Source organism: Chitinophaga polysaccharea (assembly GCF_007829335.1).
In the GTDB taxonomy this organism is placed as follows: domain Bacteria; phylum Bacteroidota; class Bacteroidia; order Chitinophagales; family Chitinophagaceae; genus Chitinophaga; species Chitinophaga polysaccharea_B.
This window is the reverse complement of the sequence record NZ_VIWO01000007.1, coordinates 389,656-416,082: the sequence shown is the minus strand read 5'-3', so window position 1 is coordinate 416,082 and position 26,427 is coordinate 389,656. Positions and strand designations below refer to the sequence as shown.

At 44.7% G+C, this 26,427-nt stretch carries 22 protein-coding genes; 12 read left to right on the top strand and 10 right to left on the bottom strand.

Annotated elements, in window-relative coordinates:
* The first annotated feature begins 38 nt into the window (after window positions 1-38).
* Both FHW36_RS23260 and FHW36_RS23255 read left to right on the top strand, forming a co-directional pair.
* Window positions 39-725, top strand: a complete 687-nt coding sequence (locus FHW36_RS23260) for a DedA family protein (RefSeq protein WP_145672581.1) — start codon at window positions 39-41, stop codon at window positions 723-725.
* Window positions 726-806: 81 nt separating this feature from the next.
* Window positions 807-2,042 (top strand): MFS transporter, encoded by a 1,236-nt coding sequence (locus tag FHW36_RS23255; RefSeq protein ID WP_145672579.1) that lies wholly within the window; start codon window positions 807-809, stop codon window positions 2,040-2,042.
* Here the strand turns inward: FHW36_RS23255 and FHW36_RS23250 are convergent.
* The 3 genes from FHW36_RS23250 to FHW36_RS23240 form a co-directional block, all read right to left on the bottom strand.
* Window positions 2,039-2,500 carry a MarR family winged helix-turn-helix transcriptional regulator gene (locus FHW36_RS23250; protein WP_145672572.1) on the bottom strand — a complete coding sequence of 154 codons (462 nt, stop codon included), beginning with the start codon at window positions 2,498-2,500 and terminating at the stop codon, window positions 2,039-2,041. The two genes, FHW36_RS23255 and FHW36_RS23250, sit on opposite strands and share 4 nt — an antisense overlap.
* 233 nt (window positions 2,501-2,733) lie before the next feature.
* Window positions 2,734-3,675 (bottom strand): malate dehydrogenase, encoded by a 942-nt coding sequence (gene mdh / locus FHW36_RS23245; RefSeq protein ID WP_145672567.1) that lies wholly within the window; start codon window positions 3,673-3,675, stop codon window positions 2,734-2,736.
* Between the two features lie 98 nt (window positions 3,676-3,773).
* Window positions 3,774-4,229 (bottom strand): peroxiredoxin family protein, encoded by a 456-nt coding sequence (locus FHW36_RS23240; RefSeq protein WP_186452569.1) that lies wholly within the window; start codon window positions 4,227-4,229, stop codon window positions 3,774-3,776.
* Window positions 4,230-4,465: 236 nt separating this feature from the next.
* Between FHW36_RS23240 and efp the strand changes: the two genes are divergently transcribed.
* The 3 genes from efp (at window position 4,466) to accC (ending at window position 7,095) form a co-directional block, all read left to right on the top strand.
* The gene (efp, locus tag FHW36_RS23235; RefSeq protein ID WP_145672563.1) at window positions 4,466-5,032 is read left to right on the top strand and encodes an elongation factor P; all 567 of its coding nucleotides are present in this window, start codon (window positions 4,466-4,468) and stop codon (window positions 5,030-5,032) included.
* A 129-nt stretch (window positions 5,033-5,161) separates the two neighbouring features.
* On the top strand, window positions 5,162-5,650 hold the full coding sequence (gene accB, locus FHW36_RS23230; protein ID WP_145672562.1) for an acetyl-CoA carboxylase biotin carboxyl carrier protein: 489 nt from the start codon (window positions 5,162-5,164) through the stop codon (window positions 5,648-5,650).
* Between the two features lie 107 nt (window positions 5,651-5,757).
* Window positions 5,758-7,095 (top strand): acetyl-CoA carboxylase biotin carboxylase subunit, encoded by a 1,338-nt coding sequence (gene accC / locus FHW36_RS23225; RefSeq protein ID WP_145672560.1) that lies wholly within the window; start codon window positions 5,758-5,760, stop codon window positions 7,093-7,095.
* A 61-nt stretch (window positions 7,096-7,156) separates the two neighbouring features.
* Here accC and FHW36_RS23220 read toward each other — a convergent pair whose 3' ends face one another.
* Together FHW36_RS23220 and FHW36_RS23215 are read right to left on the bottom strand one after the other, a co-directional pair.
* Window positions 7,157-7,978, bottom strand: coding sequence for a hypothetical protein (locus FHW36_RS23220; RefSeq protein WP_145672558.1), 822 nt, complete (start codon window positions 7,976-7,978; stop codon window positions 7,157-7,159).
* A gap of 165 nt (window positions 7,979-8,143) precedes the next feature.
* Window positions 8,144-10,333, bottom strand: coding sequence for a glutamine synthetase III family protein (locus tag FHW36_RS23215; protein WP_145672556.1), 2,190 nt, complete (start codon window positions 10,331-10,333; stop codon window positions 8,144-8,146).
* Window positions 10,334-10,622: 289 nt separating this feature from the next.
* Here FHW36_RS23215 and purL point away from each other — a divergent pair, with 289 nt between their 5' ends.
* Complete coding sequence (gene purL, locus FHW36_RS23210; RefSeq protein WP_145672554.1) at window positions 10,623-12,851, top strand: phosphoribosylformylglycinamidine synthase subunit PurL; 2,229 nt, start codon at window positions 10,623-10,625, stop codon at window positions 12,849-12,851.
* Between the two features lie 75 nt (window positions 12,852-12,926).
* Here the strand turns inward: purL and FHW36_RS23205 are convergent, their stop codons facing one another.
* The 3 genes from FHW36_RS23205 to FHW36_RS23195 form a co-directional block, all read right to left on the bottom strand.
* Window positions 12,927-15,254: a TonB-dependent receptor gene (locus FHW36_RS23205; RefSeq protein ID WP_145672552.1), complete on the bottom strand. Its 2,328-nt coding sequence runs from the start codon at window positions 15,252-15,254 to the stop codon at window positions 12,927-12,929.
* 11 nt (window positions 15,255-15,265) lie between these two features.
* Entirely contained in the window at window positions 15,266-16,330 is a 1,065-nt protein-coding gene (locus FHW36_RS23200) for a PepSY-associated TM helix domain-containing protein (RefSeq protein ID WP_145672550.1), read from the bottom strand.
* A gap of 632 nt (window positions 16,331-16,962) precedes the next feature.
* On the bottom strand, window positions 16,963-18,204 hold the full coding sequence (locus tag FHW36_RS23195) for an aminotransferase class I/II-fold pyridoxal phosphate-dependent enzyme (protein WP_145672547.1): 1,242 nt from the start codon (window positions 18,202-18,204) through the stop codon (window positions 16,963-16,965).
* A gap of 162 nt (window positions 18,205-18,366) precedes the next feature.
* Here FHW36_RS23195 and pafA point away from each other — a divergent pair, with 162 nt between their 5' ends.
* From pafA to FHW36_RS23180, 3 genes are read left to right on the top strand one after another with little or no spacing between them, the layout of a single operon-like run.
* Window positions 18,367-20,034, top strand: a complete 1,668-nt coding sequence (gene pafA / locus FHW36_RS23190; RefSeq protein ID WP_145672545.1) for an alkaline phosphatase PafA — start codon at window positions 18,367-18,369, stop codon at window positions 20,032-20,034.
* 51 nt (window positions 20,035-20,085) lie between these two features.
* Window positions 20,086-20,865 (top strand): enoyl-CoA hydratase/isomerase family protein, encoded by a 780-nt coding sequence (locus FHW36_RS23185; protein WP_145672544.1) that lies wholly within the window; start codon window positions 20,086-20,088, stop codon window positions 20,863-20,865.
* Between the two features lie 49 nt (window positions 20,866-20,914).
* Window positions 20,915-21,562: a hypothetical protein gene (locus FHW36_RS23180; RefSeq protein WP_145672542.1), complete on the top strand. Its 648-nt coding sequence runs from the start codon at window positions 20,915-20,917 to the stop codon at window positions 21,560-21,562.
* Between the two features lie 73 nt (window positions 21,563-21,635).
* On the opposite strand, the gene FHW36_RS23175 is transcribed toward FHW36_RS23180, so the two are convergent.
* The gene (locus FHW36_RS23175; RefSeq protein ID WP_145672540.1) at window positions 21,636-22,055 is read right to left on the bottom strand and encodes a hypothetical protein; all 420 of its coding nucleotides are present in this window, start codon (window positions 22,053-22,055) and stop codon (window positions 21,636-21,638) included.
* A gap of 150 nt (window positions 22,056-22,205) precedes the next feature.
* Between FHW36_RS23175 and FHW36_RS23170 the strand changes: the two genes are divergently transcribed.
* The 3 genes from FHW36_RS23170 to FHW36_RS23160 all read left to right on the top strand — a co-directional run bounded on the left by FHW36_RS23170 (window position 22,206) and on the right by FHW36_RS23160 (window position 25,434).
* Entirely contained in the window at window positions 22,206-23,627 is a 1,422-nt protein-coding gene (locus tag FHW36_RS23170; protein WP_145672539.1) for a tetratricopeptide repeat protein, read from the top strand.
* Between the two features lie 180 nt (window positions 23,628-23,807).
* Window positions 23,808-24,572, top strand: coding sequence for a phosphosulfolactate synthase (locus FHW36_RS23165; protein WP_145672534.1), 765 nt, complete (start codon window positions 23,808-23,810; stop codon window positions 24,570-24,572).
* A gap of 127 nt (window positions 24,573-24,699) precedes the next feature.
* Window positions 24,700-25,434, top strand: a complete 735-nt coding sequence (locus FHW36_RS23160; RefSeq protein WP_145672529.1) for a shikimate dehydrogenase family protein — start codon at window positions 24,700-24,702, stop codon at window positions 25,432-25,434.
* Window positions 25,435-25,537: 103 nt separating this feature from the next.
* Here the strand turns inward: FHW36_RS23160 and FHW36_RS23155 are convergent, their stop codons facing one another.
* Window positions 25,538-26,335: a class I SAM-dependent methyltransferase gene (locus FHW36_RS23155; RefSeq protein WP_145672524.1), complete on the bottom strand. Its 798-nt coding sequence runs from the start codon at window positions 26,333-26,335 to the stop codon at window positions 25,538-25,540.
* Window positions 26,336-26,427: the final 92 nt, after the last annotated feature.

Here is a 26,427-nt window from a genome sequence, read left to right as displayed (position 1 = left end):
TATTTTACCGATTCAGAACAAGAAATAGCGTATTTAGCATGGACCAGATTTTTGAGTTTTTTAAACACCTCATTAATCCCTCGTGGATTATTGAACATGGTGGCCTCTACCTGTTGCTGGCAATTATTTTTGCAGAAACGGGTCTTTTTATTGGTTTCTTCCTGCCGGGCGATTCCCTGCTTTTTGTGGCGGGTATCTACAGCAAAGATCTTTGCCACAGCTTCTTTGATCTGCCTTTTGCGGTGATCATGTTGTTGATTGCCATTGCCGGTGTGTTGGGAAACATGGTAGGCTTCTGGTTTGGTAGAAAATCCGGTCCTGTGTTATTTAAGAAAAAGGATACTTTCTTCTTTAAAAAGAAGCACCTGATCCAAGCCCACGAATTTTTCGGTAAATATGGTGGCGGCGCTATTTTCTTCGCGCGGTTCCTGCCTATCATCCGTACGTTTGCACCAATTGTAGCGGGTATTGCGGAAATGGATGCCAAAAAATTCATGTTGTTTAATATTGTAGGTTCTTTTGCCTGGGTATTTTCCATGATGCTGGCCGGCCATTACCTGGATAAGGCTTTCCCGAATTTGAAAGAGCACCTGGAGCTGATCATCCTGGTGATTATATTAATTACCACCTTGCCGGTACTGATCAAGGTGATATTTGGCAAAACAAAACACTCGCCCACTGCCCCTCACCAGGAACCCGCAGAAAAAACAGATTCTTCATTATAATTTTTTATATCTTTAAAAGGGCCTTTTTAAAAGGCCCTTTTTTATTAATTCCCGTTATAATTATTGTCAACCAAACTAACAATGAAGACCGATAATCGTTCTGTTTCTATTTTCAATATAGCCGTTATAGTTGCTTCACTAGGCTATTTCGTGGATATTTATGATCTTTTACTGTTTACCATCGTGAGGGTACCAAGTTTAAAGTCGCTGGGACTTCCGCAGAGCGAAATTGATGCGGGGGCAGGCATGCTTTTAATCAATATTCAAATGGTGGGGCTGTTGATTGGTGGAATTTTCTGGGGTATTATAGGAGATAAAAAAGGCCGGCTGAGCGTATTATTCGGTTCTATTCTCATTTATTCTATTGCCAATATTGCCAACGGTTTTGTACATGGCATCAACGGCTATATATTATGGCGTTTTGTGGCGGGCTTTGGGCTGGCCGGTGAGCTGGGAGCAGGTATTACGCTGGTATCTGAGATACTACCCAAGGAGAAGAGGGGATATGGTACTATGATTGTGGCCACTGTTGGGGTATCGGGCGCCGTGGCAGCCAACCTGATAGCTAAGCTGGTGGGCGATTGGCGTATCTGTTATTTTATAGGTGGAGGATTGGGGCTGGCGTTGCTGGTGCTGCGGGTAAGTGTAATGGAGTCGCATTTATTTAATGCGGTGAAGGAATCTACGGCGTCGAGAGGAAGTTTGGTGGCCTTATTTAACAACCGGGAACGGTTTATGAAGTACCTGAAATGTATGTTGCTGGGCACTCCTACCTGGTTTGTGGTAGGTATCCTCATTGCATTTTCGAATAAGTTTGCGACTGTCATGAACGTACAGGGGGCCATTAATCCTGGTGATGCAGTAGCTTTTTGTTATGCGGGCCTGGTGCTGGGTGATTTTACAACCGGGTTATTGAGCCAGGTATGGCAAAGCCGGAGAAAGGTGATGTTGTTGTTCCTGTTGCTGACTGGTGTGATGGTAGCCGTTTACCTGAATTTACATGGGGCTGCTACCTGGGTATTTTATACTGTTTGCTTTATACTGGGCTTCAGCGTTGGGTTCTGGGCTATTTTTGTAACCATTGCAGCAGAGAGTTTTGGCACTAATTTACGCGCTACCGTGGCTACTACGGTGCCTAACTTTGCGCGGGGTATGCTGCCGTTGATATCACTATTATTTATAAACGTGCAAAAACACTTTACTTTCCTGCAAAGCGGTGCTATCGTAGCGGTAGTATGTATAGGGATTGCTTTAATTACTGCCTGGAACGTGGAGGAAACATTTGGTAAGGACCTGAATTACCTGGAAGAAATTTAGTGATAGCTTTCCAGCATCTTATCTAGTAATTTGTTCAGCTGTATTATTTCTTTTTCATTGAGTGACTGGAGGGTATTGTCCAGTTGACCGATTTCAGTATCTATTTGTTTTAGCAGTTGCAGGCCTTTGTCGTTGATGCGAACATCGACGGCGCGCCTGTCCATTTCGCTGTTTTTGCGTTCTATCAGGTCGGCTTTGCGAAGGCGTTCCACCAGTCGGGATACATCACTCATTTTGTCGAGCATTCTGTCTTTCAGCACGTTGATGCTGGCAGCTTTGGGATGTTGTCCGCGAAGGATGCGCAGTATATTAAACTGCTGCATGGTGATGCCGTATTGTTTAAAGAATTGCTGGTGCCGGGCGGTAACCCAGTTACCTATAAAAATCAGGCTGACGAGGCCGCGCTGATTTTCGCTTTCAAAAGATTTTTGTGTTATCAGTTTTTCCAGGTTAGACATACGTTGAGAGTTAAACCAAATTTGGTGAAACGGATTTAGAAGTGTTTCATTTATACTGCTTTAGTCATCTTTTCAGGATGGGGTAAAATTACGAATAAAAAAAGAATTGCAGGTTTTGTCTTGTGGTTGATAAGGCAGAAGATCCTGATTTTATCGTGGCAGTGGGGAAATGATGAGCGGAGATAGAAGGGATGTTTTCCACATCTATCTCCGCTGTATGCGTTGGTAGGCTATTATGCAGTAGCAGACTGCATTTTATCCAATACGTCCATTACTTCTTTTACATGTTGGGCAGAGGTATTGAGTGATTCTTTTTCAGCCTCATTGAGTTGAAGCTCTATGATTTTTTCGATACCGTTTTTGCCTAAAACTACGGGAACGCCCAGGTAGATATCTTTCAGGCCATATTGGCCGGTAAGCCAGGCGCACACCGGGAAAATACGTTTTTCGTTTTTTACGATGGCTTCCACCATTTGGGCTGCGGCGGCGCCGGGAGCGTACCAGGCGGAAGTACCCAGGAGGTTTACTATCTCACCACCCCCAACTTTCGTGCGCTGGATAATAGCTTCCAGTTTGTCGGCTGTTACCAGTTCTGTTACGGGAATACCGCTTACAGTGGTATAGCGGGGAAGGGGTACCATGGTATCGCCATGTCCGCCCATGAGGATCGCTTGTATATCTTTGGGAGAGCAGCCTATTTCATCGGCCAGGAAAGCGCGGTAGCGGGCAGTATCCAGGATACCAGCCATACCGAATACTTTGCTGCTGTCTTTTTTAGCCGTGAGATAGCTGCAGTAGGTCATTACATCCAGCGGGTTGCTCACAATGATAATGATCGCGTCCGGAGAATGTTTGGTAATATTTTCAGTCACCGATTTCACAATGTTGGCATTGGTAGAAATCAGATCGTCTCTGCTCATACCTGGTTTACGGGGAAGCCCTGACGTAATCACCACCACATCACTATTGGCAGTTTTAGTGTAGTCGTTGGTCACCCCTGTAATTTTGGTGCTGTAATAATCAATGGGAGCCTGTTGCCATGTATCCAGCGCCTTACCTTCAGCCGTTCCTTCTTTGATATCCAATAAAACCACCTCCTGTAGAAAATCTCTGTGGGCCAGTACGTTAGCGCATGTGGCACCTACATTTCCGGCTCCTACTACTGTAACTTTCATCTTGTCTATAGCTTTAAAAGTGAAGAATGAATGTGATTAAACAAATGTAATGATTCGGCATTACAATAACCGGCCGGGCATGCACATTTTAACAAGGTTTATTTGTGCAGGTAATACAGCAGGGAATCTATCTTAGCTGTTCCTTCAAAACCTTTTACAAACTGTTGTTTCTTATTATATATGTATAAACCAGGGAAATAATGGAGATCATAGAAGTACATGATCTGCCGGGTAGGTTCGCTGGCCATGGTGATTGTCGGATAATTTTTGATTTTGTATTGGTCGTAATATTCCTTCATTTGTTCCACTTTGAAGGGGGTGACCATCAGGATCTGTGTTTTCTGGAATTTGTCGATATTCTTCAGGAGATCTTCTGTCAGGTGTTTACAATGGTCGCAATCAACGCTGAATATGAATAACATGGTTTTTTCCCCTTTACGCAGGTCGTTTTTGGTGATGGTATGGCCATCTACCAGGGTGAGGGGAAAAGCCGGGATGATCGGATATTGTAAATAAGCTGGTTTGGTAGGGGGAGTAGCAGTTTGAGCCTTCAAAAACACGGGTAAACAGCTTAAAATTGCGAAAAACACGTAGCGCATACGAATAAAAGTTTCTTGATTTGAGTTTAAATTTACCGGATAAATGTCATTTATTGCATAAAAAAGACGAAAATTGGGCCGAAAAGGAACGAATCTATCTAATTTTGGGAATTAGATGCTTGTTCATATGCGAAAATTTTTACTTTTGCAATCCGTATAAATTTTTAACTTAAAATCAGTAACCTAAATTTATGGCTACCACCGCAGATATCAGAACAGGATTAATTATCAAACTGGATAACAGTTTGTATTCTGTTGTAGAGTTTGGTCAGAATAAAACCGCCCGTGCAGCCGCAAAGGTTTGGGCTAAATTGAAGGGCGTTGACAATAGCCGTTCTATAGAGCATACATGGAACTCCGGAGATACTATTTTCCCTATCCGTATTGAAAAGAAAGCTTTCCAGTTTTTATATAAAGACGATACCGGCTACAATTTCATGGATAATGAAACTTTTGAACAGATTGCTATGCCGGAGAATGCGATCGATGCGCCTCAATTCCTGAAAGAAGGCCAGGAAGTGAGCGTACAAATCAACACAGAAACAGAACAGTACATGGCGGTAGAATTACCGGATAAGATTGTAGTACTGGTAACTTATTCTGAGCCAGGTGTAAAGGGTGATACGGCTACACGTACCCTGAAACCAGCTACTGTTGAAACAGGTGCGACTGTAATGGTGCCACTGTTTGTGGAAGAAGGGGAAATGATCCGTGTGAACACCAAGAATGGTGAATATATCGAAAGAGTAAAAGGGTAATAGCATTTTTTTTAATTTTTGATTGACTGACAGGAATGTTGTTTCCAGGAGGATTTCCTGTGGAACAGGGTTCCTGAACGTGTGAATCGAATTTTCATATTCTATATTTCTAAACCAAAAACTGTCTACATGGACTTTAAACAGATTCAGGAACTGGTAAAAATGATCAATAAATCAAATATCAGTGAACTGAGCATTGAACAGGACAAGTTTAAGATTACAATAAAACAAAAGGATAACGAAGTACAACAGGTAATCACTGTTCCTGCCGCCGTGGCAACTGCCGCCGTACAGCCTGTAGCCCCTGTTGCTCCTGCAACAGCTCCTGCCGCCTCTGCAGCTCCCGCTGCTGCTCCTGCAGCACCTGCAAAGGCCGACAACCTGGTAACGATCAAATCTCCTATGATCGGAACCTTTTACCGCAGTGCCGGACCAGACAAAGCTCCATTCGTAAATGTGGGTGATGAGGTATCTTCCGGTAAAGTGGTGTGCATCATCGAGGCAATGAAGTTATTCAACGAGATAGAGAGTGAAGTGAGTGGAAAAATCGTGAAAGTACTGGTAGATGATGCATCTCCTGTAGAATACGACCAACCTTTATTTTTAGTTGAACCATAATAATAGCCTTTACCGTTAGCCTTTGGCATTCAGTATTATATACAATACTGACCGCTGAAGGCTAATCGCTAAAAGCTAACTGCTATTATTAACTTATAAGGAAAACAATGTTCAAAAAAATATTGATTGCCAATCGTGGTGAAATTGCCCTTCGGATTATCCGTACCTGTAAGGAAATGGGTATCAAAACGGTGGCAGTTTATTCTACTGCAGATAAAGACAGTTTGCATGTGAAATTTGCCGATGAAGCGGTATGCATAGGTAAACCACAGAGTACAGAGTCTTATCTGAATATCCCTCACCTGATGGCAGCTGCTGAAATTACCAATGCAGATGCTATTCACCCAGGGTATGGCTTCCTGGCCGAAAATGCCCGTTTTGCCGAAATCTGCGGCGAGCATGGCATCAAATTCATAGGTCCCACACCGGAGATGATCCGTAAAATGGGGGATAAGATGACGGCGAAAGAAACCATGATTGCTGCGGGTGTACCTGTTATTCCGGGTTCTGATGGTTTGTTACAGAGCGTGGACGAAGCAAAGGCGCTGGCAAAAAGCATGGGGCTGCCGGTTATCCTGAAAGCCACTGCTGGTGGTGGTGGTAAAGGTATGCGTGTAGTATGGGAAGAAAGTGAGTTGGAAAATGCCTACAACATGGCCAAGAACGAGGCCCGCGCGGCTTTCAGTAATGACGGTATCTACATGGAGAAATTCGTGGAAGAACCCCGTCACATTGAAATTCAGGTAGCGGGTGATCAATATGGTAAGGTATGTCACCTGAGCGAAAGGGATTGCTCTATCCAGCGTCGTCACCAGAAACTGGTAGAAGAATCTCCTTCTCCGTTTATGACGCCTGAGCTGCGTGAAAAAATGGGAGAAGCGGCTATCAAGGCAGCCAGTGCAATCAACTACGAAAGTGTTGGTACCATTGAGTTCCTGGTAGACAAACACCGTAATTTCTACTTCATGGAAATGAATACACGTATCCAGGTAGAGCATGGTGTAACGGAGGAAGTGATCAATTTTGACCTGGTAAAAGAACAGATCAAGATTGCGGCAGGTATTCCTATCTCCGGAAAAAATTATACGCCACAGATGCATGCCATCGAGTGCCGTATCAATGCGGAAGATCCTTACAATGATTTCCGTCCTTCTCCGGGAAAAATTACTACCCTGCATATTCCGGGTGGTCACGGAGTGCGTGTGGATTCACATATCTATGCTGGTTATGTTATTCCTCCGTATTATGATTCTATGGTGGCAAAAATCATCACCATGGCGCAAACCCGGGAAGAGGCGATCAATACTATGGAGCGTGCCCTGAGCGAATTTGTGATCGAAGGAGTAAAAACAACGATTCCATTCCATCAGCAGTTAATGCGTGATGAAAATTTCCGTAAGGGTAACTTTACCACTAAGTTTACAGAAACGTTTAAGCTGGTATAACGGTAACGGTTATATTATTTAGAGAAAGTCCTCCTGATCAGGAGGACTTTTTTTGTACATTTTATTTCCGATATGTTATTTCCAGGTTTACAAAATTAAACAATAGGAAATTGAGTTCTCCGTTTTTGGGGTCGCTGGCCATATTGATCTGTAGAGGTAGTCCGTAATTATTATAGTTATCGGCCACAAAGGCGTTGTTTTTACTGTAATCCACATCTATAAGCTGCCATACCGGATGCAACTGATGTGGATTTACTTTATTGTCATAAACAGGAAATACATCTTGGGAGCTGGTGACATTGTTCTGTCCTACCACGGTGGTATTGATCTTATAAGCATTACCAGCTGAATTGTAAAAAAAGGTTGTGGTTACTACATCGGCATACGTAGTTCCCAGGTATCGATAGTTGATAACCTGTGTAATCCGGTCTTGATTATCATATAGATATTTTTTAACAGAAAAAGAGTAGAGAGAGCTGATGATAGTAAGTGTACTTCTGTCGTAAGTACCAAAGTTAAAGGTGCTGTCTGTCGTTACTCTTTTTTTGTTATCCAATAGATATTTATGGGCTATCTCAAAATTGGGGTTTCCATCATAGTAGGCGCCAATAATTATTCTCAGTCTGTCTTGTGGATCGTAGCCGATCAGGAATTGTGGATAACCGGTCTGTACCTTTGATCCAATTAGGCTCACGGGGTTGTTTTTTTTGTTGTAACTGATGTTGATAGAGTCTTCAAAGAGCTGTGAGGTAAGTCCTTTTAACCGGGTGATTTCAAAAAAGGGAACGTTGGGAATGATAATAGGCGGCTTCAGGCAGCTGTTGTTGAAAAGGAGCAGGGAAGCGGCGAGCGCATAAAGCACCGGATAAATTTGTTTTTTCATACAAATTTGTTTTTTAATGAAGAATTGAGGTTAATAAAGGGGCTATCCGGAAATAGGAGATGTATTAGAAACAGGTTTAGAAAGTGAATGTGAAGTTAACAATAAAAAAGCGAAGCCCCGGATGAAAATCCGGGGCTAATCATACACCAAAACAATCTTACGGTTTTATCGCAAGAAAAGCAGCTCTCTGTATTTAGGCAGTGCCCATTTTTTGTCGTCCACCAGGAACTCCAGTTTATCGGAGTGGTAGCGGATAACATCAAAGTACGGCTTAATCTTTTCACAATAGTCTATCGCTTTTTGGCGGCTGTCGGTGAGCTTGTTGGCTACCTTACGTGCCTCAATCATAGCCTGTACATTTTCACTAATTACATTGATATGTTCAGCTATTTTAGCGGCAATTTGTTTCTGTGCTTTTACGCTGTCGTCGCCTAAGCCAATTGTTTTCAGGCCATTGATGTTGGCTACCAGTTCATTTAAGTAGCTAATAGCAGATGGCAAGATAGTGTTGGTTGCGAGGTCGCCGATAACGCGGGCTTCGATCTGCACTTTCTTCACATAATCTTCCAGCAGTATTTCGTGGCGTGCGTGCAGTTCTTTTTCGTTGTAAACGCCGGTTTCTGTGTAAAGTTGGGTGGCTTTAGGCGTGATCATTGCATCCAGCGCCTTAGGAGTGGTTTTTACGTTAGCCAAACCTCTTTTTTCCGCTTCTTTTTCCCACTCTTCACTGTATCCGTCGCCTTCGAACAGTATTTTTTCCGAATCTACAATATATTTCCGAAGAGTTTGCATAATGGCAATCTCTTTTTTCTCGCCTTTCTCGATCAGACCGTCTACTTCTGTTTTGAAATCTGTCAGGGTTTTAGCCATGATGGTGTTCAGTACAGTCATAGCAGAAGCACAGTTGGCAGAAGAACCTACCGCGCGGAACTCAAACTTGTTACCGGTGAAAGCAAAAGGAGAGGTACGGTTACGGTCGGTGTTATCCAGCATCAGTTCAGGAATATGACGGTGCAGGTCCATTTTCAGGATCGCTTCGTCTTGTTCGTCGAACTTGTTGTTTACACGGTTTTTAACTTCCTGGAGTACATCGAACAGGTATTTACCGGTAAATACAGAGATGATAGCAGGAGGAGCTTCGTTAGCACCCAGACGGAAGTCGTTGCTTGGAGAAGCGATAGCAGCTCTCATCAGGTCGGCGTAGTCATGTACCGCTTTGATGGTATTCACAAAGAAAGTGAGGAACATCAGGTTGGTTTTCGGAGTTTTACCGGGAGCCAGCAGGTTAACGCCGGTGTCGGTAGACATGCTCCAGTTGTTATGTTTACCAGAACCGTTGATGCCTGCAAAAGGTTTCTCGTGCAGTAACACTTTCAGTTTGTGACGTTTGGCCACTTTATTCATTACATCCATCAGCAGTGAGTTGTGGTCTACTGCGATGTTGATTTCTTCAAATATAGGAGCACATTCGAACTGAGAAGGAGCTACCTCGTTGTGACGGGTTCTTAAAGGAATACCCAGTTTGTAAGCTTCTACTTCGAAATCGCGCATGTAAGCGTATGCACGCTCAGGGATAGCACCGAAGTAGTGGTCTTCCAGCTGTTGACCTTTGGAAGGAGCATGACCTACCACGGTACGGCCGGTCATGATCAGGTCAGGACGGGCATTTGCCATTCCTTCGTCTACCAGGAAGTATTCCTGTTCCCAACCCAGGGTACCGGTTACTTTGGTAACGTTTTTATCGAAATAGTTACATACGTCTACTGCAGCTTTGTCCATAGCAGCCAGGGCTTTCAGCAGTGGTGCCTTGTAATCCAGCGATTCGCCGGTGTAGGAAACAAAGATAGTAGGAATGCAGAGTGTTTTACCGTAAGCCTGTTCCAGGATAAATGCAGGAGAAGAAGGATCCCATGCAGTATAACCACGTGCTTCGAAAGTAGCTCTCAAGCCGCCGTTAGGGAAGCTGGAAGCATCTGGTTCCTGTTGTACCAGTGCATCGCCATCAAAAGTTTCCAGCGCAGTACCATCACCTTTCAGGGTGAAGAAAGAGTCATGCTTTTCAGCAGTGGTACCTGTTAATGGTTGGAACCAGTGTGTGTAGTGGGTTACACCTTTCTTCATGGCCCATGCCTTCATGCCGGAAGCAATTTGCTCGGACATCTTACGTTCCAGCTTGGTGCCATTTTTAACAGAGTTCATCAGGCTTTTATAAGCCTCATCGCTCAGGTATTCCCGAACAACTTTACCGGTGAATACATTGCTGCCAAATACTTCGGTAATTTTACCGTTATGTTCGGTGAGAGTGGAGTCTACGCCAGCTAATCCTTCCAGCGCTTTGAAACGTAACGATTGCATGCTGTAAAATATTTTATACAAAAGAACGCATACCTTGCCTTAAATACAAATAAATTGTTCATTTTAATTTAAAATTTACGTTTCGGGTCTTTAAAAGACGCTTTTTTTGCTATTTGATCAAATATTTGAATGATGGGTACTGTAAAACTGATAAATTTAAAATTTATTAATATGATAGCGCTTTGCTAAAAAAGCAGTTTTCGCTCCCGAGTTCCCCTATTGTCATTTGCAGGAAAATCATGTACTTTTGCGACTTCTTTTAAATTACTCGTTTTTTATACTTAAATACATGCAAACCACCGTAGAAATTGCTGAACAGCTAGGACTTACCGCTGACGAGTTTGAACGAATTAAATCTATTTTAGGCCGTGTCCCCAATTTTACAGAACTCAGTATGTATTCTGTAATGTGGAGCGAACACTGCTCTTACAAAAATTCAATCGTTTGGCTGAAATCCCTGCCCCGCGAAGGTGACAGACTGCTGGTAAAAGCAGGCGAGGAAAATGCCGGTCTGGTAGATATCGGTGATGGCTACGCGGTAGTATTTAAAATAGAGTCGCATAATCACCCTTCCGCCATCGAACCCTTCCAGGGTGCCGCTACCGGCGTAGGAGGTATTCACCGCGATATCTTTACGATGGGTGCACGCCCCATTGCCGCACTTAACTCTCTCCGCTTCGGCAATATCAATGATAAGAAAACACAACACCTGGTTAAAGGTATTGTACACGGTATAGGACATTATGGCAACTGCTTCGGTGTACCAACCGTAGGTGGTGAAGCATATTTTGAAGACTGCTATGGTACCAACCCGCTGGTAAACGCTATGAGCGTGGGTATCGTAAAAGTTGGACAAACTGTTTCTGCTACTTCCCATGGTGAAGGCAACCCTGTTTTCATCGTAGGATCTGCTACCGGTAAAGATGGTATCGGCGGTGCTTCTTTCGCATCTGCCAACATCACGGAAGATAGCGTAGAAGATTTGCCAGCCGTTCAGGTAGGTGACCCTTTCCAGGAAAAGAAATTGCTGGAAGCTTGCCTGGAAATCATCAAAACTAATGCTATCATAGGTATGCAGGATATGGGCGCTGCCGGTATCACTTGCTCTACTGCTGAAATGAGCGCCAAAGGCGAACATGGCATGAACATCTGGTTAGATAAAGTACCTACCCGCCAGAAAGATATGAAAGCATGGGAAATGCTACTGAGCGAAAGCCAGGAACGCATGCTCATTGTTGTGAAGAAAGGACAGGAAAAAGAAATCCTCGATATCTTCGAAAAGTGGGACCTGCACTGCGTACAAATCGGTGAAGTGACCAAAGATAAAAACCTGAAGTTCTATATGAACGGCGAACTGGAGGCAGATGTTCCTGCTGAAAGTATGGTACTGGGTGGCGGCGCTCCTCAATACCACCGCGCTTATACCGAACCAGCTTACTTCGCTAAAGTAAAAGCATTCGATATTCAGAATATCCCCGATACAGAACACCCCCGTTTTGTAGCGGAAAGAATGGTGGCATTACCGAACATCGCTTCCAAGCGCTGGATCTACAATCAGTACGACAGCATGGTGGGTACCGCTAACGCCAGCACCAACGCACCAAGCGACGCTTCGATTGTATTGGTAAAACCAACTAAGAAAGCCCTGGCAGTAACTACCGACTGTAATGGTCGCTACGTATTTGCCGATCCTCATAAAGGCGGGCAAATTGCCGTAGCAGAGGCAGCACGTAATATTGTGTGCTCTGGTGGCGAGCCTGTAGCGATTACCAACTGCTTAAATTTCGGTAACCCTTACGATCCGGAAGTATACTATCAGTTTGTACACGCTGTACAAGGTATGGGTGAAGCCTGCCGTAAATTTAATACACCTGTTACCGGTGGTAACGTTAGCTTCTATAACCAGTCGCCCGATGGTCCTGTATACCCTACTCCAACCATTGGTATGGTAGGCGTACTGGATAGCATGGATCAACGTATCACTCTGGACTTTAAAGAAGAAGGTAACCTGTTATACCTGGTAGGCCGTAGCCGCAACGATATCAGCAGCTCTGAATACCTGCACAAAATTATTGGTATCGAATACAGCCCTGCACCGCATTTCAACCTCGATGAAGAACTGCACCTGCAACAGGCGATCACCAAACTGAATAAGGCCGGCCTGATTGAATCAGCACACGACGTAAGCGATGGTGGCTTATTTATTACCCTGCTGGAAAGTGCCATGCCACGTGGACTGGGCTTTGAACTGACGCTCAACAATAAATTCCGTAAAGATGCTTACCTCTTCGGGGAAAGCCAGAGCCGTGTAGTTATCTCTGTTAAACCGGAAAATAAAGAGAAGTTTGAAGCGCTCATGCACAGCCTGGTAGATGCTTCTGACGTATCGGTGCGTCATGAGAAACTGGGTGTGGTGACCGGCGAAGGTATCAAAGTAAACGGGGAAGACTGGGGCACTGTAAGTACCTGGAAACAAACCTACGATACCGCGATTGAAGAACATCTGAAGAAAGCATAAGCATTAGCTGAAGCATAAAAAGAAAGCGGCGATTGATCATATCAATCGCCGCTTTCTTTTTATGCCGGTATTTGTCTAGAAACCATATTTAAACCCAATATTCATTCGGGCGCCACTGCCTTTTATATACGAATCAGTACGTACTCTCGCCTGCGACATCACCGGATAATAGTCAGCATTCAGGAGGTTATCCACGCCCAGGCGAACAGACATGTTTTTATTAAAACGGTAGCCCGTATAAAAATTCACCAGGTAAAAATCACTTACAGGGCCATTCCCCAGGTCATATTCTTTGGTGTTAGGATTAGGATCGAAGCGTTTGCGTATGCCGGAGTAAATGTAGTATACGCCCAGGTCCCAGCTTTTTAGTGGGGAATAGCTCACATTTACCGTCAGTTTATCCGGGGATATACGGGTGGTGGGTAAGTAGGTATGTATGCCATTCACATCTTTCTTTCCTTCCACGTGAGCGTAAGCGGTGTTGGCAGAAAGATTTGGGAGGAACTGGTAACCGGCGGTCAGTTCAAAACCTTCTACACGTTCAGGTGCACGTTCCGGCACCGCTACGCCATTCACATCTTTCAAGCTGGTGCCCAGGGAGGAAGTACTGATGAAATAGGAGCCGGAAGCATTGAATTTGCCGATGCTGCTATTAAAGCCAGCTTCATAATTGTTGGTAATAATGGCTTTTGTTTCGATGGTGTTGATGCTGGTGGTGCCGTTGCTGACTGCTTTTGCCAGCCGCAGCGTACGGCCCAGGTCGTAGAGTGAAAAGCTCTGTGAGTAACTGACGAATGGATTAAATGCCGGGAATTTGGTATAACGCAGGCCGGCATTGAATACCAGGGCTTCGTAAGGGAGGTTGCCACCTTTTACGAAAACACCGCCGGCATAGTTGCCAAATTTGATTGTCGTATAATCAGGGATGTGTAAGGAGATATTTTCGTACCGTACACCTGCTTTCAACAGGAAGTCTTTAAAGAGATAAGTTTTTAGCTGTGCATAAGGCGCATAGTTCTTCATATTCATCTCCGGTACAAAAGAACGGCCATCCGTAAGCGGTTGAGAGGTTTTATCGTTAAGGATATCCACTCCCCAGGTAACGTCGCCAAAGAGGTTGGGATGGAAGTTGAATATGGTATTGAAATTCACCCGGGCGCCCATTTTACGGGAGCTGATAGCAGAGTTGCCAGGAGGCGCATAGAAATCGGAATATTCAAATACTGTGTAGAAATCCTGGTAGTAAAGGTTTACGCCCAACGAGGTGTTTTTGAAAATGTTTTTATTAGTGTAGTTCAGAGCGGCATTGTGGTTATACGGAGTACCCTGCCTGTCGCCGGGACTGGTACCGGGTATACCGATAATGGGACTAACGCCGAATTTACCACCGTTATTTACATAGGTGCTGTATTGCATGCTGCGGTAATAGTTATACATCACTTCAACGCGGTTGTCGGTATTGATATCATAACCCAGTTTTGCGAAGGCGTTCACATTTTTATTCTGGCTGAGCGACTGGAAAGGGGCAATCACTTCTCCATTGGCATCTTTATTCACGCCGGTTTTTTCGTAAGTGCCGCTTACCACGTAGTCGAATTTGTTGATTTTCCCGGTAAAGTTTTGGGAGATGCGACCGCCAAGGCTACCCGATGGATGGGTTAATGAACCGTTGCCGCTGATATCGGTGCTTCCGCTGAAACGTTGATTGGTATTGGCTTTGATGGTAATGAAATTGATAATGCCGCCATCGGCGCCATTACCATAAATAGCAGTCGATCCTTTAATTACTTCCACTCTTTCTATGACGGATACATCGATGCTGCGTATATCTTTATCGCCATTGCGTAGCGGAGTAGATTGGGGAATACCGTCGATCATGATGAGCATGCCGCGTCCACGCAGGGTTTGACCCTTATTGGTGGAGGTGTTGGTACCGAGGGTGAGACCGGGTACATTCATACTCAACAGTTGATTGATGTCGGTCGTGATGGTACTTTGTTCCCTGAGTTGCTTCCCTGAAATGATGGTAATGGAAGAAGGAACGGTGCCCAATGTTTCTTTATTACGGCTGGCGGTTACCACTACTTCGTTGAGGCCAACATCTGAGGGCTGTATGGTGAGATGTAGCGTGGTAATGCTATCCTGTATGGTAATGTTTTGTTCCAGCGTTTTATAGCCCGTACCGGTGGCCAGTAGTTGATAAGTGCCTGGTTTTACGTCGTTTAATGTAAAGCTGCCGTTAGTATTGGTGAGCGCGTGTTTTTGTGTGCCGGCCAGGTAAATCCTGAGCATAGGAATGGCAGTTTGTGCCGTATCTTTTACGGTACCTTGTATTTTTTGTGCGGCCAGCTGTAAAGTGGCCATGATAGCTGTTATTCCCAGGAACAAAATCTTCTTCGTCATCTGTAGCGGTATTATATCCGGTGTGTTTTAATAATGAACTTTCTGCGGTACCAGATCAGGAAGCCTGAAATGGACAATATGCCAGGGGTTAAGGCAAGGAATGAGTAAAGTATTTTCAGGAATATGCCGCCATAGTTGCCAAAGTGAAGTGGCGCGATGCTGGCATTGAAGCGGTCGCCCAGGGAGGCTTTGCTGAAGTCGACCGTTTTTTTGATATGGCCGTCGGCGGTCAGAAATACCGACGAGGCATATTCTCCAAAGAAGGTGGATTCATGTGCATGGCCAAGGAACCGGGCCGGATCGCCTGCTTTTTTCGGTGGACGGATACCAACAACCTGGAAGCCGGGTATAGCCGATTGCGCGATGGGGAGGAGCTGGTCATAGTTGCCGTTGAAGGGAACGCTGGTATACCCGTTTACCGTACTTTTCCGGGCATCCAGCACTTTCTGTTCCATCATGAAGCCTGTGAAAGATATTACGGCATTGAACAGAAGCGCCCATACGCCCAGGATGCGGTGCAGGTTACGCCAGCGCCTGGTACGATTATGCCATTCCAGTTTGAGCCGGAAGGTGAGTACTTTCCCCATGGCATGGCGGTAAACAAAAATCCCGGTGAGTACGGATAAGAATAGCGCTATTCCGGTGATTAAGACGATTGTAGCCCCTGTTTTGCCGCTTAGCAGGGTAAAGTGCAGGTATAGTATATAGCCTGTTAAATGGTCTGTATTCGCATATTGTTGTAATATTTTGCCGGTAAAAGGATCCAGGAAGACATATACCTTGTGGTCCGCCGTATAGTCGGCTCTGAGTATTGCGCTTTCGTTCGGCGCGTGGGGAATTTTGACGAAAAAGAGATAAGGATTTCCCGGAAGCGTGTGCCGGGTATTTTCCAGCAGTTGTTGCAGGGGCAGGCGGTTTGCCTGGGCAGTAACGTGGTAGGCATGCTGATTGGATGCATGTTCTATTTCATCGCTGAATACCAGCAGGCTGCCGGTAATGCTCATCAACAGCAGTATGGATCCTGCTACCAGGCCCAATATGCGGTGCAGGCGAAAAAATTGTTTAGTCCATTGCATCTTCACGGCAATCGTTTTATGTCCCTTATCAGTTTGACCTTACATCTCTGTGTCCACGAAAGTGGTATAGGTGGTACTATGAACGCGGTTTTAACCTTTCTAAATAGTTAAATGACTGAGTATGTATTGATTCCGCCGCAAAATTACAGCATCTTGATCCGGGAGGACTTACGCAAAAGGGAAAAATATTGATCAGATTGGGAAAAAAGAAGGCGTTTTAAGGTGTTAGTGATTTATTGTTGCAGTCTGAACCTTTAACAAGCTATTAACAAAATGGCACCTTTGTGTGATAGTTTTTGCTGAAAACTGACCTACTTTTGGTAAGCATCGATGATGATGCAGAAATGAATTAGAAATAACTTATCCCTATAAAATATTTGGAATCACTTGGTTATTCCAATTTCTATGAAAACCATTTGTTCTCTACCATGTCCTGATGAAATCTAATGAAAAATTACACCTAGTGAAAGAACGATTTGAAGTGAGGGCTGAGTAACATCAGCCCTTTTGTATTTTGGTAGCTGTACCTGACCTCCCTGTTGCTATAACCCCTCTGGCCTTTTCCCGTTTTTTAATAGAAAAGCCTTCCCGAATAAGCAGGAAGGCTTTTTATATTTTATGCGTGACAGCAATTATACCATTGGAATTTCTGCTACCTCATACACTTTCTCATCCAGTTTAGCTTTGGTTTCGCTAAATGCTTTGAGGGTCAGTTCAATATCCTCATCGCTGTGGGCAGCGGTAGGGATCAGGCGATAAATAATCTGGCCTTTAGGAATTACCGGGTATACCACGATGGAGCAGAAAATATTGTAGTTTTCGCGCAGATCGAGGCACATAGCGGTTGCTTCTGGAATATCGCCCTGCAGGTAGATAGGCGTAACCGGCGAATTGGTTCTGCCGATATTGAATCCACGTGCTTTCAGGCCATTCTGCAGTTTATTTACATTATCCCACAGTTTGGCTTTCATTTCCGGGTGCTCACGCATCAATTGTACACGTTTCAGGTGTCCAATCACGATGGGTAAGGGAATAGATTTAGCAAAGATCTGGGAACGCATGTTGTAGCGCAGGTAATTGATGATGGCTTTTTCGCCGCTGATGAATGCGCCGATAGAAGCGCCAGACTTTGCGAAGGTATTGAACAGCAGGTCAATTTTGTCCTGAACACCTTGTTCTTCGCCAGTACCAGCACCGGTTTTACCCATAGTACCAAATCCGTGAGCATCATCTACCAACAGGCGGAACTCATATTTATCTTTGAAAGCGGCAATTTCTTTCAGTTTACCCTGGTCGCCGGCCATGCCAAATACGCCTTCAGTTACCACGAGTATACCACCACCCTGGTTTTTAGCCAGTTCAGTTGCACGTTTCATTTGTTTGTCGAAATCTTCCATATCGTTATGCTTGAACACATAACGTTTTCCGGGGTGCAGACGCAAACCATCCAGGATACTCGCGTGGCACTCTGCGTCATATACGATTACGTCTCTACGGCCCACAATAGCGTCAATGGCACTCATGATACCCTGGTAGCCATAGTTCAGTAAAGTAGTGGCTTCTTTGCCCATGTAATCGGACAGTTCATTTTCCAGCTGCTCGTGGTAGTTGGTATTGCCGCTCATCATACGCGCTCCCATTGGAGACGCCATCCCAAAGTCTGCGGCAGCCTGGGCGTCAGTGGCACGCACTTCCGGGTGGTTGGCCAGGCCCAGGTAGTTGTTCAGGCTCCAGACAATCTTTTCATTGCCACGGAATTTCATGCGGGGGCCTATTTCTCCTTCCAGTTTAGGAAATGCAAAATAGCCATGGGCTCTGTCTGAATGCTCCCCGATAGGGCCCAAATGTTTCAGCAGTTTCTCGAAAATATCCATACGATATATTATGTAATGGTTAATTCATTCCATTTAAAATGGACACAAAGGTATTAAAATAATAGTTTTTGTAAACTTGATCCGCATTTGAGGTACCCTTCCATGTGGAAAATACCGTCTTATGTAATTGTTTTACAGTGACTTTTAAATACACAAAATCAGATGAAATTTACACATTTCCTGGCTGCTGCCCTGTTGTTTCCTATCATGACTATACAGGCGCAGAAAGCAACCTCCCCCAAACCATTTAACCATCGGACCACCGCCACCGGCAACAAAAAAGCGGAGAAACCCAGGTTGGTAGTGGGTGTAGTTGTAGATCAAATGCGCTGGGACTACCTGTACCGCTATAGTAACCGGTACACAACAGGAGGATTTAAAAGGTTGTTGCGGGAAGGTTTCTCCTGTGAAAATACCCTGATTAATTATACTCCCACCATTACCGCATGTGGCCATACTTGTGTGTATACCGGCTCTGTTCCGGCCATCCATGGTATTATCGGCAATACCTGGTACAGCCCCGAACTGGGTCGTACAGTATACTGTGCGGAAGATACCACGGTGAATACCATCGGCAGCAGCTCTGCTGCAGGGAAAATGAGTCCCCGTAACATGCTGGTGACTACGATCGGCGATGAGCTGAAAGTATCCAACAACTTCCAGAGCAAAGTAGTAGGCGTTGCCATCAAAGACCGTGGGGCTATTTTGCCTGCCGGACATAGCGCCAATGCGGCTTTCTGGTACGATGCCAGTACCGGCAACTGGGTAAGCAGCACCTACTATATGAATGAATTACCGGGCTGGGCGCAGGAATTTAATAACCAGCACTACCCGCAGCAATATCTTAATAAGCCGTGGACTACCTTGTACCCGGTATCTACCTATACCCTCAGTACAGCAGATGAAAAAGCTTATGAGGGCAAGTTTAAAAATGCCACTAGCACTTCTTTCCCCCATGCTTTGGGTGATATGGCCAACAGCGCCATCGCTGCTTCTCCATTTGGCAATACGATGACGCTGGAATTTGCAAAGAAAGCCATCGAAGCATATGATATGGGGAAAGGTAATGTAACAGATTTCCTGGCGGTAAGCCTTTCTTCTACCGATTATGTAGGTCACCAGTTTGGTCCCAATTCCGTAGAAATAGAAGATACGTACTTGCGGCTGGACCAAGACCTGGCTACTCTATTCAACTACCTGGATGCCAAAGTGGGCAAAGGCCAGTACCTGTTTTTCATTACTGCCGACCATGGCGTAGCACATGTACCTGGCTTTATGGCCGAAAACAAACTGCCCGGAGGCACCTGGGATGATAAGGCAGCCTTGAAAGACCTGAATACACAGGTGGCTGGCAGGTTTGGGGTGGAAGGTGCGGTAAAGGCGACCGACAATTACCAGTTCTGGCTAAATCATGATGCTATTGCCAGGGGCAATAAAAACGAAGAAGAAATCAAGCAGTTTATTATTGCGCAGTTGTTGCGTTCGCCGGCCATAGCCAAGGCTTTTGCGATTGATCGCCTGATGACTACCACCTTGCCGGAGCCTATGCGTACCATGTTATCCAATGGCTTTAACACCAAACGCAGCGGTGATATACAAGTGGTGCTGTCGCCCGGTTATATCGATGGTGGTAATACCGGTACCACGCATGGTTTATGGTATCCTTACGACGCGCATATCCCATTGGTATGGATGGGTTGGGGTATACAGCCTGGTAAAACCAATCGTACCGTAGGTATGACGGATATTACGCCTACATTGGCTGCGTTGTTGCACATACAGATGCCCAGTGGTAATGTAGGACAGGTAATACAAGAGATTACCCATTAAATTTTTTTTGCTTAGATTGCCATAGACAAGGTTATTTTTAATTCTTTGTTTATGGCTTTTTCTTTTTTACAATATACCGTGAGTGACCGGGTAGCCACCATTGCCCTGAATCGTCCGGAGAAGCGTAATGCGCTGAATGGCTTACTGGTAGCGGAGCTTAGGGAGGCATTCCGGGTTGCTGCCGCCGATGATGCCGTTAAAGTGGTGGTATTGAAGGGAAATGGGGAAGCTTTTTGTGCAGGAGCTGACCTGGAATATTTGCAGCAACTGCAGCAAAATACCTATGATGAAAATCTCACCGATTCCCGGGAGCTGATGCAGCTATTCCGGGAGATTTACGAACTTGATAAGATAGTGATAGCCCAGGTAGAAGGGCATGCCGTAGCCGGCGGCTGCGGACTGGTAACGCTGTGCGACCTGAGTTATGCCGTACCATCGGCGCTGCTGGGATATACCGAAGTGAAAATAGGTTTCATTCCTGCATTGGTGGCGGTTTTCCTGGTAAGAAAAATAGGAGAGGGGCGCTCGAGGGAGCTATTATTGACCGGGAAGTTGGTAACGGCCGAAAAAGCGGCTACCGACGGCTTAATTACAGGGGTAATACCAGCTGGTGAAATAGCGGCCCATGTGGCCAAAGTGGCTGCCAGTCTATGTACAGAAGCATCTGCCAATTCCCTGAAAGTCACCAAAAAATTGATTGGCACAGTGTTGGACTTACCATTACAAGACGGGCTGTTGCATGCAGCAGAATTGAACGCTGCTACCCGTGGACATGAAGATTGTAAACGCGGAATAGCCGCTTTTTTGAATAAGGAAAAGCTTATCTGGTAGCTGGTTTTATAGACCATGGCCAGCTGTCACTGAATAAACACACCACACTATGTCATACCGGTTGTTATTAACTGTTGTTTTCCTGTACCTCTCAGGTACATTGATGGCGCAACGTACTGTTTCGGATGCTAAGATTGTTTATAAAATGGAGTTGCCTCCTGAGCAGCTGCAAATGGATGCCATGTTGGAGGGTAGCACTTTTACACAGTACATGCGCGGGCCTATGAGCAGGATAGATATGAACTTCAATATTGTTCATTATACTTACCTGATCAACAGTCGAACAGAAACCATGACCACCCTGATAGACCAGCATGGTAACAAATACCTGATCCGCGCCAGTAAAGATCAGTATGAAAAGGATCTGAAACAGTATGAGAATGTGCAATTTAAAGACCAGGCTGAAACCAAGCAGATAGCGGGATATGCGTGCAGACGGGCCATAGGAACTATGCCGGATGGGCAAACTTTCGAGGTATATTATGCCGTGGATCTGATACCCGAAAACAGGCAATATAACCGTCGTTTTGTAAACCTGAAGGGTATTCCGCTGGAGTTTGAGATTGTGACCAAAACGGGAGCTAAAACCCGCGTTATTGCTACAAAAATAGAGTTATATCCCATTCCCGCTTCTTATTTTGACGTGCCGAAAACGGGGTATAAAGAGGTTAGCCAGGAAGAACTGAAAAAGATGTAAAGAAAAGGGCCGGTTAAAAAGTTGTGAAACTTTTCAACCGGCCCATATTGTAATTGAAGAAACGTAAAATTTATTACCCTTTCTTAAGTGGCAGTATAATCTGCAACTTCTGAAAATTCATATTTCCAGGTGGCTGAGACTGTACCTGCACATTAGAAGGAACTACGTAGGTAACATTTCCTCTTGTATAGGTAGTTACCGCTTTTAAGTTGATCAAACTATTGTAGTTGCTATTGCTGGGAGTAGTAAACTTAAAGTCTGAGCTGAAGGTACCGGAATACCGGTAAGCTGCGTCCAGGCCGAGGTTGGTTTTAGGCATGGCAGTATTCAACACAAAGTGTTGATTGTCTGCTGCTTTTTTCGTTTTGTCCTTATTATTGTCAGAAGGCAAAAAATTACTGTTTGCCAACACGCTGAGCGAAAAGAACGCCAGCGCGCCTGCTAACAAGCAAGACAACGAAAAAGTCCGTGATATGTATTTTTTCGTTTTCATTGTATAACAAATGTACAAACTTCTGAATATATCCGATAACATATTCTTAACGCAAGATACGAAGAAATCACAAAGAATTGTTAAAAAATATTTAAAAAGCTTGTTTTTGCTCGATATTTTGTCATAGATAAAAGTACTATATTTACACCAATGAGTAAAGACTTTTCATTTTTAAACGAGGATTTTGATGATCTGAGAGACTTGTTGCAGCAGTTTGAAAACCTCCGGGCGGGTAAGTCTCATTCTTTTTTGGACGAAGATTCATTTGAGCAGATCATAGACTATTATGACGAGCATGACGAAATGCCGATCGCATTGCAGGCCGCAGAAATAGCCATCGAACAGTTTCCTTATTCCTCTACACTACTACTAAAGAAGGCCAACTTACTGATAGAAACCAAGAAGTACAAAGAAGCATTGGATTTATTGGACAAAGCAGAAGTACTGGACCGCACTGATATCAATCTATACATTTTACAGACAGACGTTTACCTGGCGCTAAATCAGCACCAGAAAGCAGCTGCCGTGCTGGAAGAACAGATAGAGCAGTTTTCCGGGGATGACAGAACAGAGTTGTTGCTCGAACTGGCAGATGTATATGATGACTGGGAGGAATTCGAGAAAGTGTTTGATTGCCTGAAAATGGCGTTGGAGTATGATCCCAACAACGAGGAAGCCCTTCACAAGATTTGTTTCTGGACAGAGTTTACCGGCCGAAACGAGGAAAGTATCCGTTTACATACCGCTATCATAGACGAACATCCTTTTAACCAGCTGGCCTGGTTCAACCTGGGTACGGCTTTCCAGGGATTAAAGCTATATGAGAAGGCTATCGACGCTTACCAGTATGCTGTGGCGATCGATGAAAAATTTGATTATGCTTATCGCAATATGGGCGACGCCTATATCCGTTTGCGTAAGTATGCTGATGCCATCGAGGTATTGCAGAAACACCTGGAAATAGCGAAGCCGGAAGACGTGATCTATGAGGCCATCGGGCATTGTTATGAACGGCAGCGCAAATTTACCCAAGCCCGTTACTATTACCGGAAAGCCTCGCATCTGAGCCCCAATGATGATAAGCTGTATTATAAGATTGCGGTGGCTTATATGATGGAGTCTAACTGGGACAATGCTGCCAAATCGTTGCTGAGTGCCTTGAAAATAAATAAAACCAACGCTGAATACAATATGAGCCTGGGTGAATGCTACCTGGAGCTGGGAAAGAATAAAGATGCCCTGGTTCATTTCATGAACGCAGTGCGTACCCGGCCCAAGAGTGCTGTTACCTGGCAAACACTCCTGAAAGGCTTGTATGTATCCGGATTTATGGAGGAGGCCCTGATACAACTCTCTATTGCAGAGGAAAAGGCCGGACGTAAACCCATATTCATGTATTACCGGGCTGCTATCCTGATAGCCATGGGGAAAACCAAAGAAGGATTGCTGCACCTGGAAACGGCGCTGCAACAGGCCCCAAAAATTGTGAAAAAGTTGGTAGAACTTGATCCTGCTGTGTTACAACATGTTAGTGTGGTGGATTTGATCGCACAATACCGCCGTAAACGTTAACCAATGTTATTTACTTTAATAAAATAAAGTATACTTCTTATTTTTGCGCCGGCTTTTAATTGTCATGAATAAAAGTCAACAGTATTTCCGGTTACTAAAATTGCATCTACGCTATCCCGAAGTGCCTGGCGAATATTAGCATGTGTTTTACTGACCAATAAGAAGATAAAAATATTTCAAATGAATTTTAATCTGACACAAATCCCGGAAAGGACACAGAAGCCCCGTACGCATGGATTAACCATGGTAATGGACAAGGGGCTGAGTTTGGAAGAAGCACGAAATTTTTTATCTGCTGCAGGCCCTCATATCGATATCCTTAAACTTGGCTTTGGCACTGCTTTCGTTACGCCCAACCTGCGCGCAAAAATTGAATTGTATCAATCGGCCAACATTCCTGTATACTTTGGCGGAACCCTGTTTGAAGCCTTTGTAATCCGCAACCAGTTTGAGGAATATATCAATGTGGTGAAAGATTATGGTATCAGCTACATGGAAGTTTCAGACGGTTCTATCATTATTCCCCATGCCGAAAAATGCGGGTATATTGAAAAGCTGTCGAAAGTAGGACTGGTATTGAGTGAAGTAGGGTCAAAAGATGCAGAACACATCATCCCCCCTTATAAATGGATTGAACTGATGAGTGCTGAACTGTCGGCCGGTGCTACCTATGTAATTGCAGAAGCCCGCGAAAGTGGCAACGTTGGTATTTATCGTGGTAGTGGGGAAGTGCGGGAAGGATTGGTCCAGGAAATCCTGACCAAGATACCTGCCGAAAAAATTATCTGGGAAGCACCGCAGAAAGCACAACAGCTCTATTTCCTGGAGCTGGTAGGCTGCAATGCCAACCTCGGTAACCTGGCTCCCAATGAGGTGATTTCACTGGAAGCCATGCGTGTAGGACTGAGAGGAGATACGTTTAACCTGTTTCTCGACAGAGAATAACCTGCCATAACAAGTGATTCAGCAAGATCCTGGGGAACGAAGATTATTGTCCGCAATAATTTCAGGCTCTCCAGGATCTTCCTACTTATAATAAGGTATTGTCCGTAGTATTTATAATTATAGTTTCATGAAGATGTATGGACTTATTGGCTATCCGCTTAGCCATTCTTTTTCAAAGGGATTTTTTAAGGAGAAGTTTGAAAAGGAAAACATCACTGGCTGCCAGTATGAAAATTATCCTATACCCGGCATTACGGAGTTTATCACCTTGCTGGAAGCGCATCCGCAGCTACAGGGTTTGAATGTAACCATTCCCTATAAAGAAGTAGTGATTCCTTTCCTGGACGAGCTGAGCGATGCGGCTGCCCGTATTGGCGCCGTAAACTGCATTCATTTTAACGGAGGAAAGAAAACAGGATATAATACCGACGTGATCGGGTTTACGAAATCGTTGCAACCGTTGCTGCGGCCACATCATACCCGGGCTTTGGTGCTGGGTACCGGCGGCGCCGCTAAGGCTATCATGTATGCACTGGAGCAACTGGGCATCACCTATACCGTAGTAAGCCGCCGGCCGGAAAACGGCGCCATTGCCTATGAAGCGCTGGATCAGGCTACCATGGAGGCGCACACCCTGATGGTGAATACTACGCCGCTGGGCATGTATCCCAAAGTAGATACCTTCCCCGAAATACCTTATCAATACCTTAGTTCCAGGCACCTGCTGTACGACCTGGTATACAACCCCGCAGAAACGGCTTTCCTGCAAAAGGGGGCAGCGCAGGGAGCTACCATTAAAAATGGGCATGAAATGCTGATACTACAGGCGGAGGCATCCTGGGAAATATGGAATAAAGCATAAGGCTGAAAGCTTAAAGCAAAAAGCTATTGTGGAGAATGATTAAAGCGAATTTTAAATACTCGCTAAGTTCTTCTCCACAATAGCATTTTTACTTAATGCCCGTCTATATTGGTTTAATCATATAATATACGCAGGTAGTGACAAAATTCCTGAAGAAAGGAATGGCCGCAATGGGCTTCCACTGCACTCTTGCGCTGACGCCGAATTTGTATTTATAAATAGGATTAATCAGGTAGAATCTGCGTTGTGTAATTTTGTATTGCTGACGTTTTACAATACGCTCAAACCGTTCAATGGAAATGCCGGTAGATTTTACATCCATCAGATCTATTACCACATCATCTCCTTCTCCGAATAACCTTAACACTCCTTTATATAGAGGTCTTGGCAACAGGTGGATATAAGGCACCATGCTGAGGAATTTGTTAGCGCAAATCTGCTGATGTCCTCCGTGGGGCATATACCAGGGGGGAAAACCAAAATACACTTGTCCGCGGGGTGTGAGTAATTGTTTCAGGTGGCCAATGATTTTTTCCTGGTCAGGAATATGTTCAATGGCATCTTTCAGAATAATTACATCAAAAGAGTGGCGGAATTCTCCCAGGAAATCGAGGTCATAGATGTTTTTGGCAATTAGTTTTAATTGTCCGCCCTCCAGGTATTTATGGAGGAAGCTTTTGGCCAATTCTATCCGGTCGGGTGCGAGGTCTACGCCTACGCAGTGGCAGCCTTTTTCCAGGAAGGGAGTCAATACTCCGCCCTCGCCACATCCTACCTCCATTACCCGGAGGCCTTCCAATTGTGGAAACTCCAGTTGTATGAATGGCAGTACGTAGTCGCGCGAATTGTCTACCTGTTGCTGATGCCGTAGCGTTGCGTCTTTGTGATGTTCTAATGCCATGAATCTGAAAATTCCGTGAATTTAGTAAAAAGAGACTAGTTTTCTGCTTTTAGATATTAGCTTTTCATCATTTGTAAGAGCCTGTGAGGTCG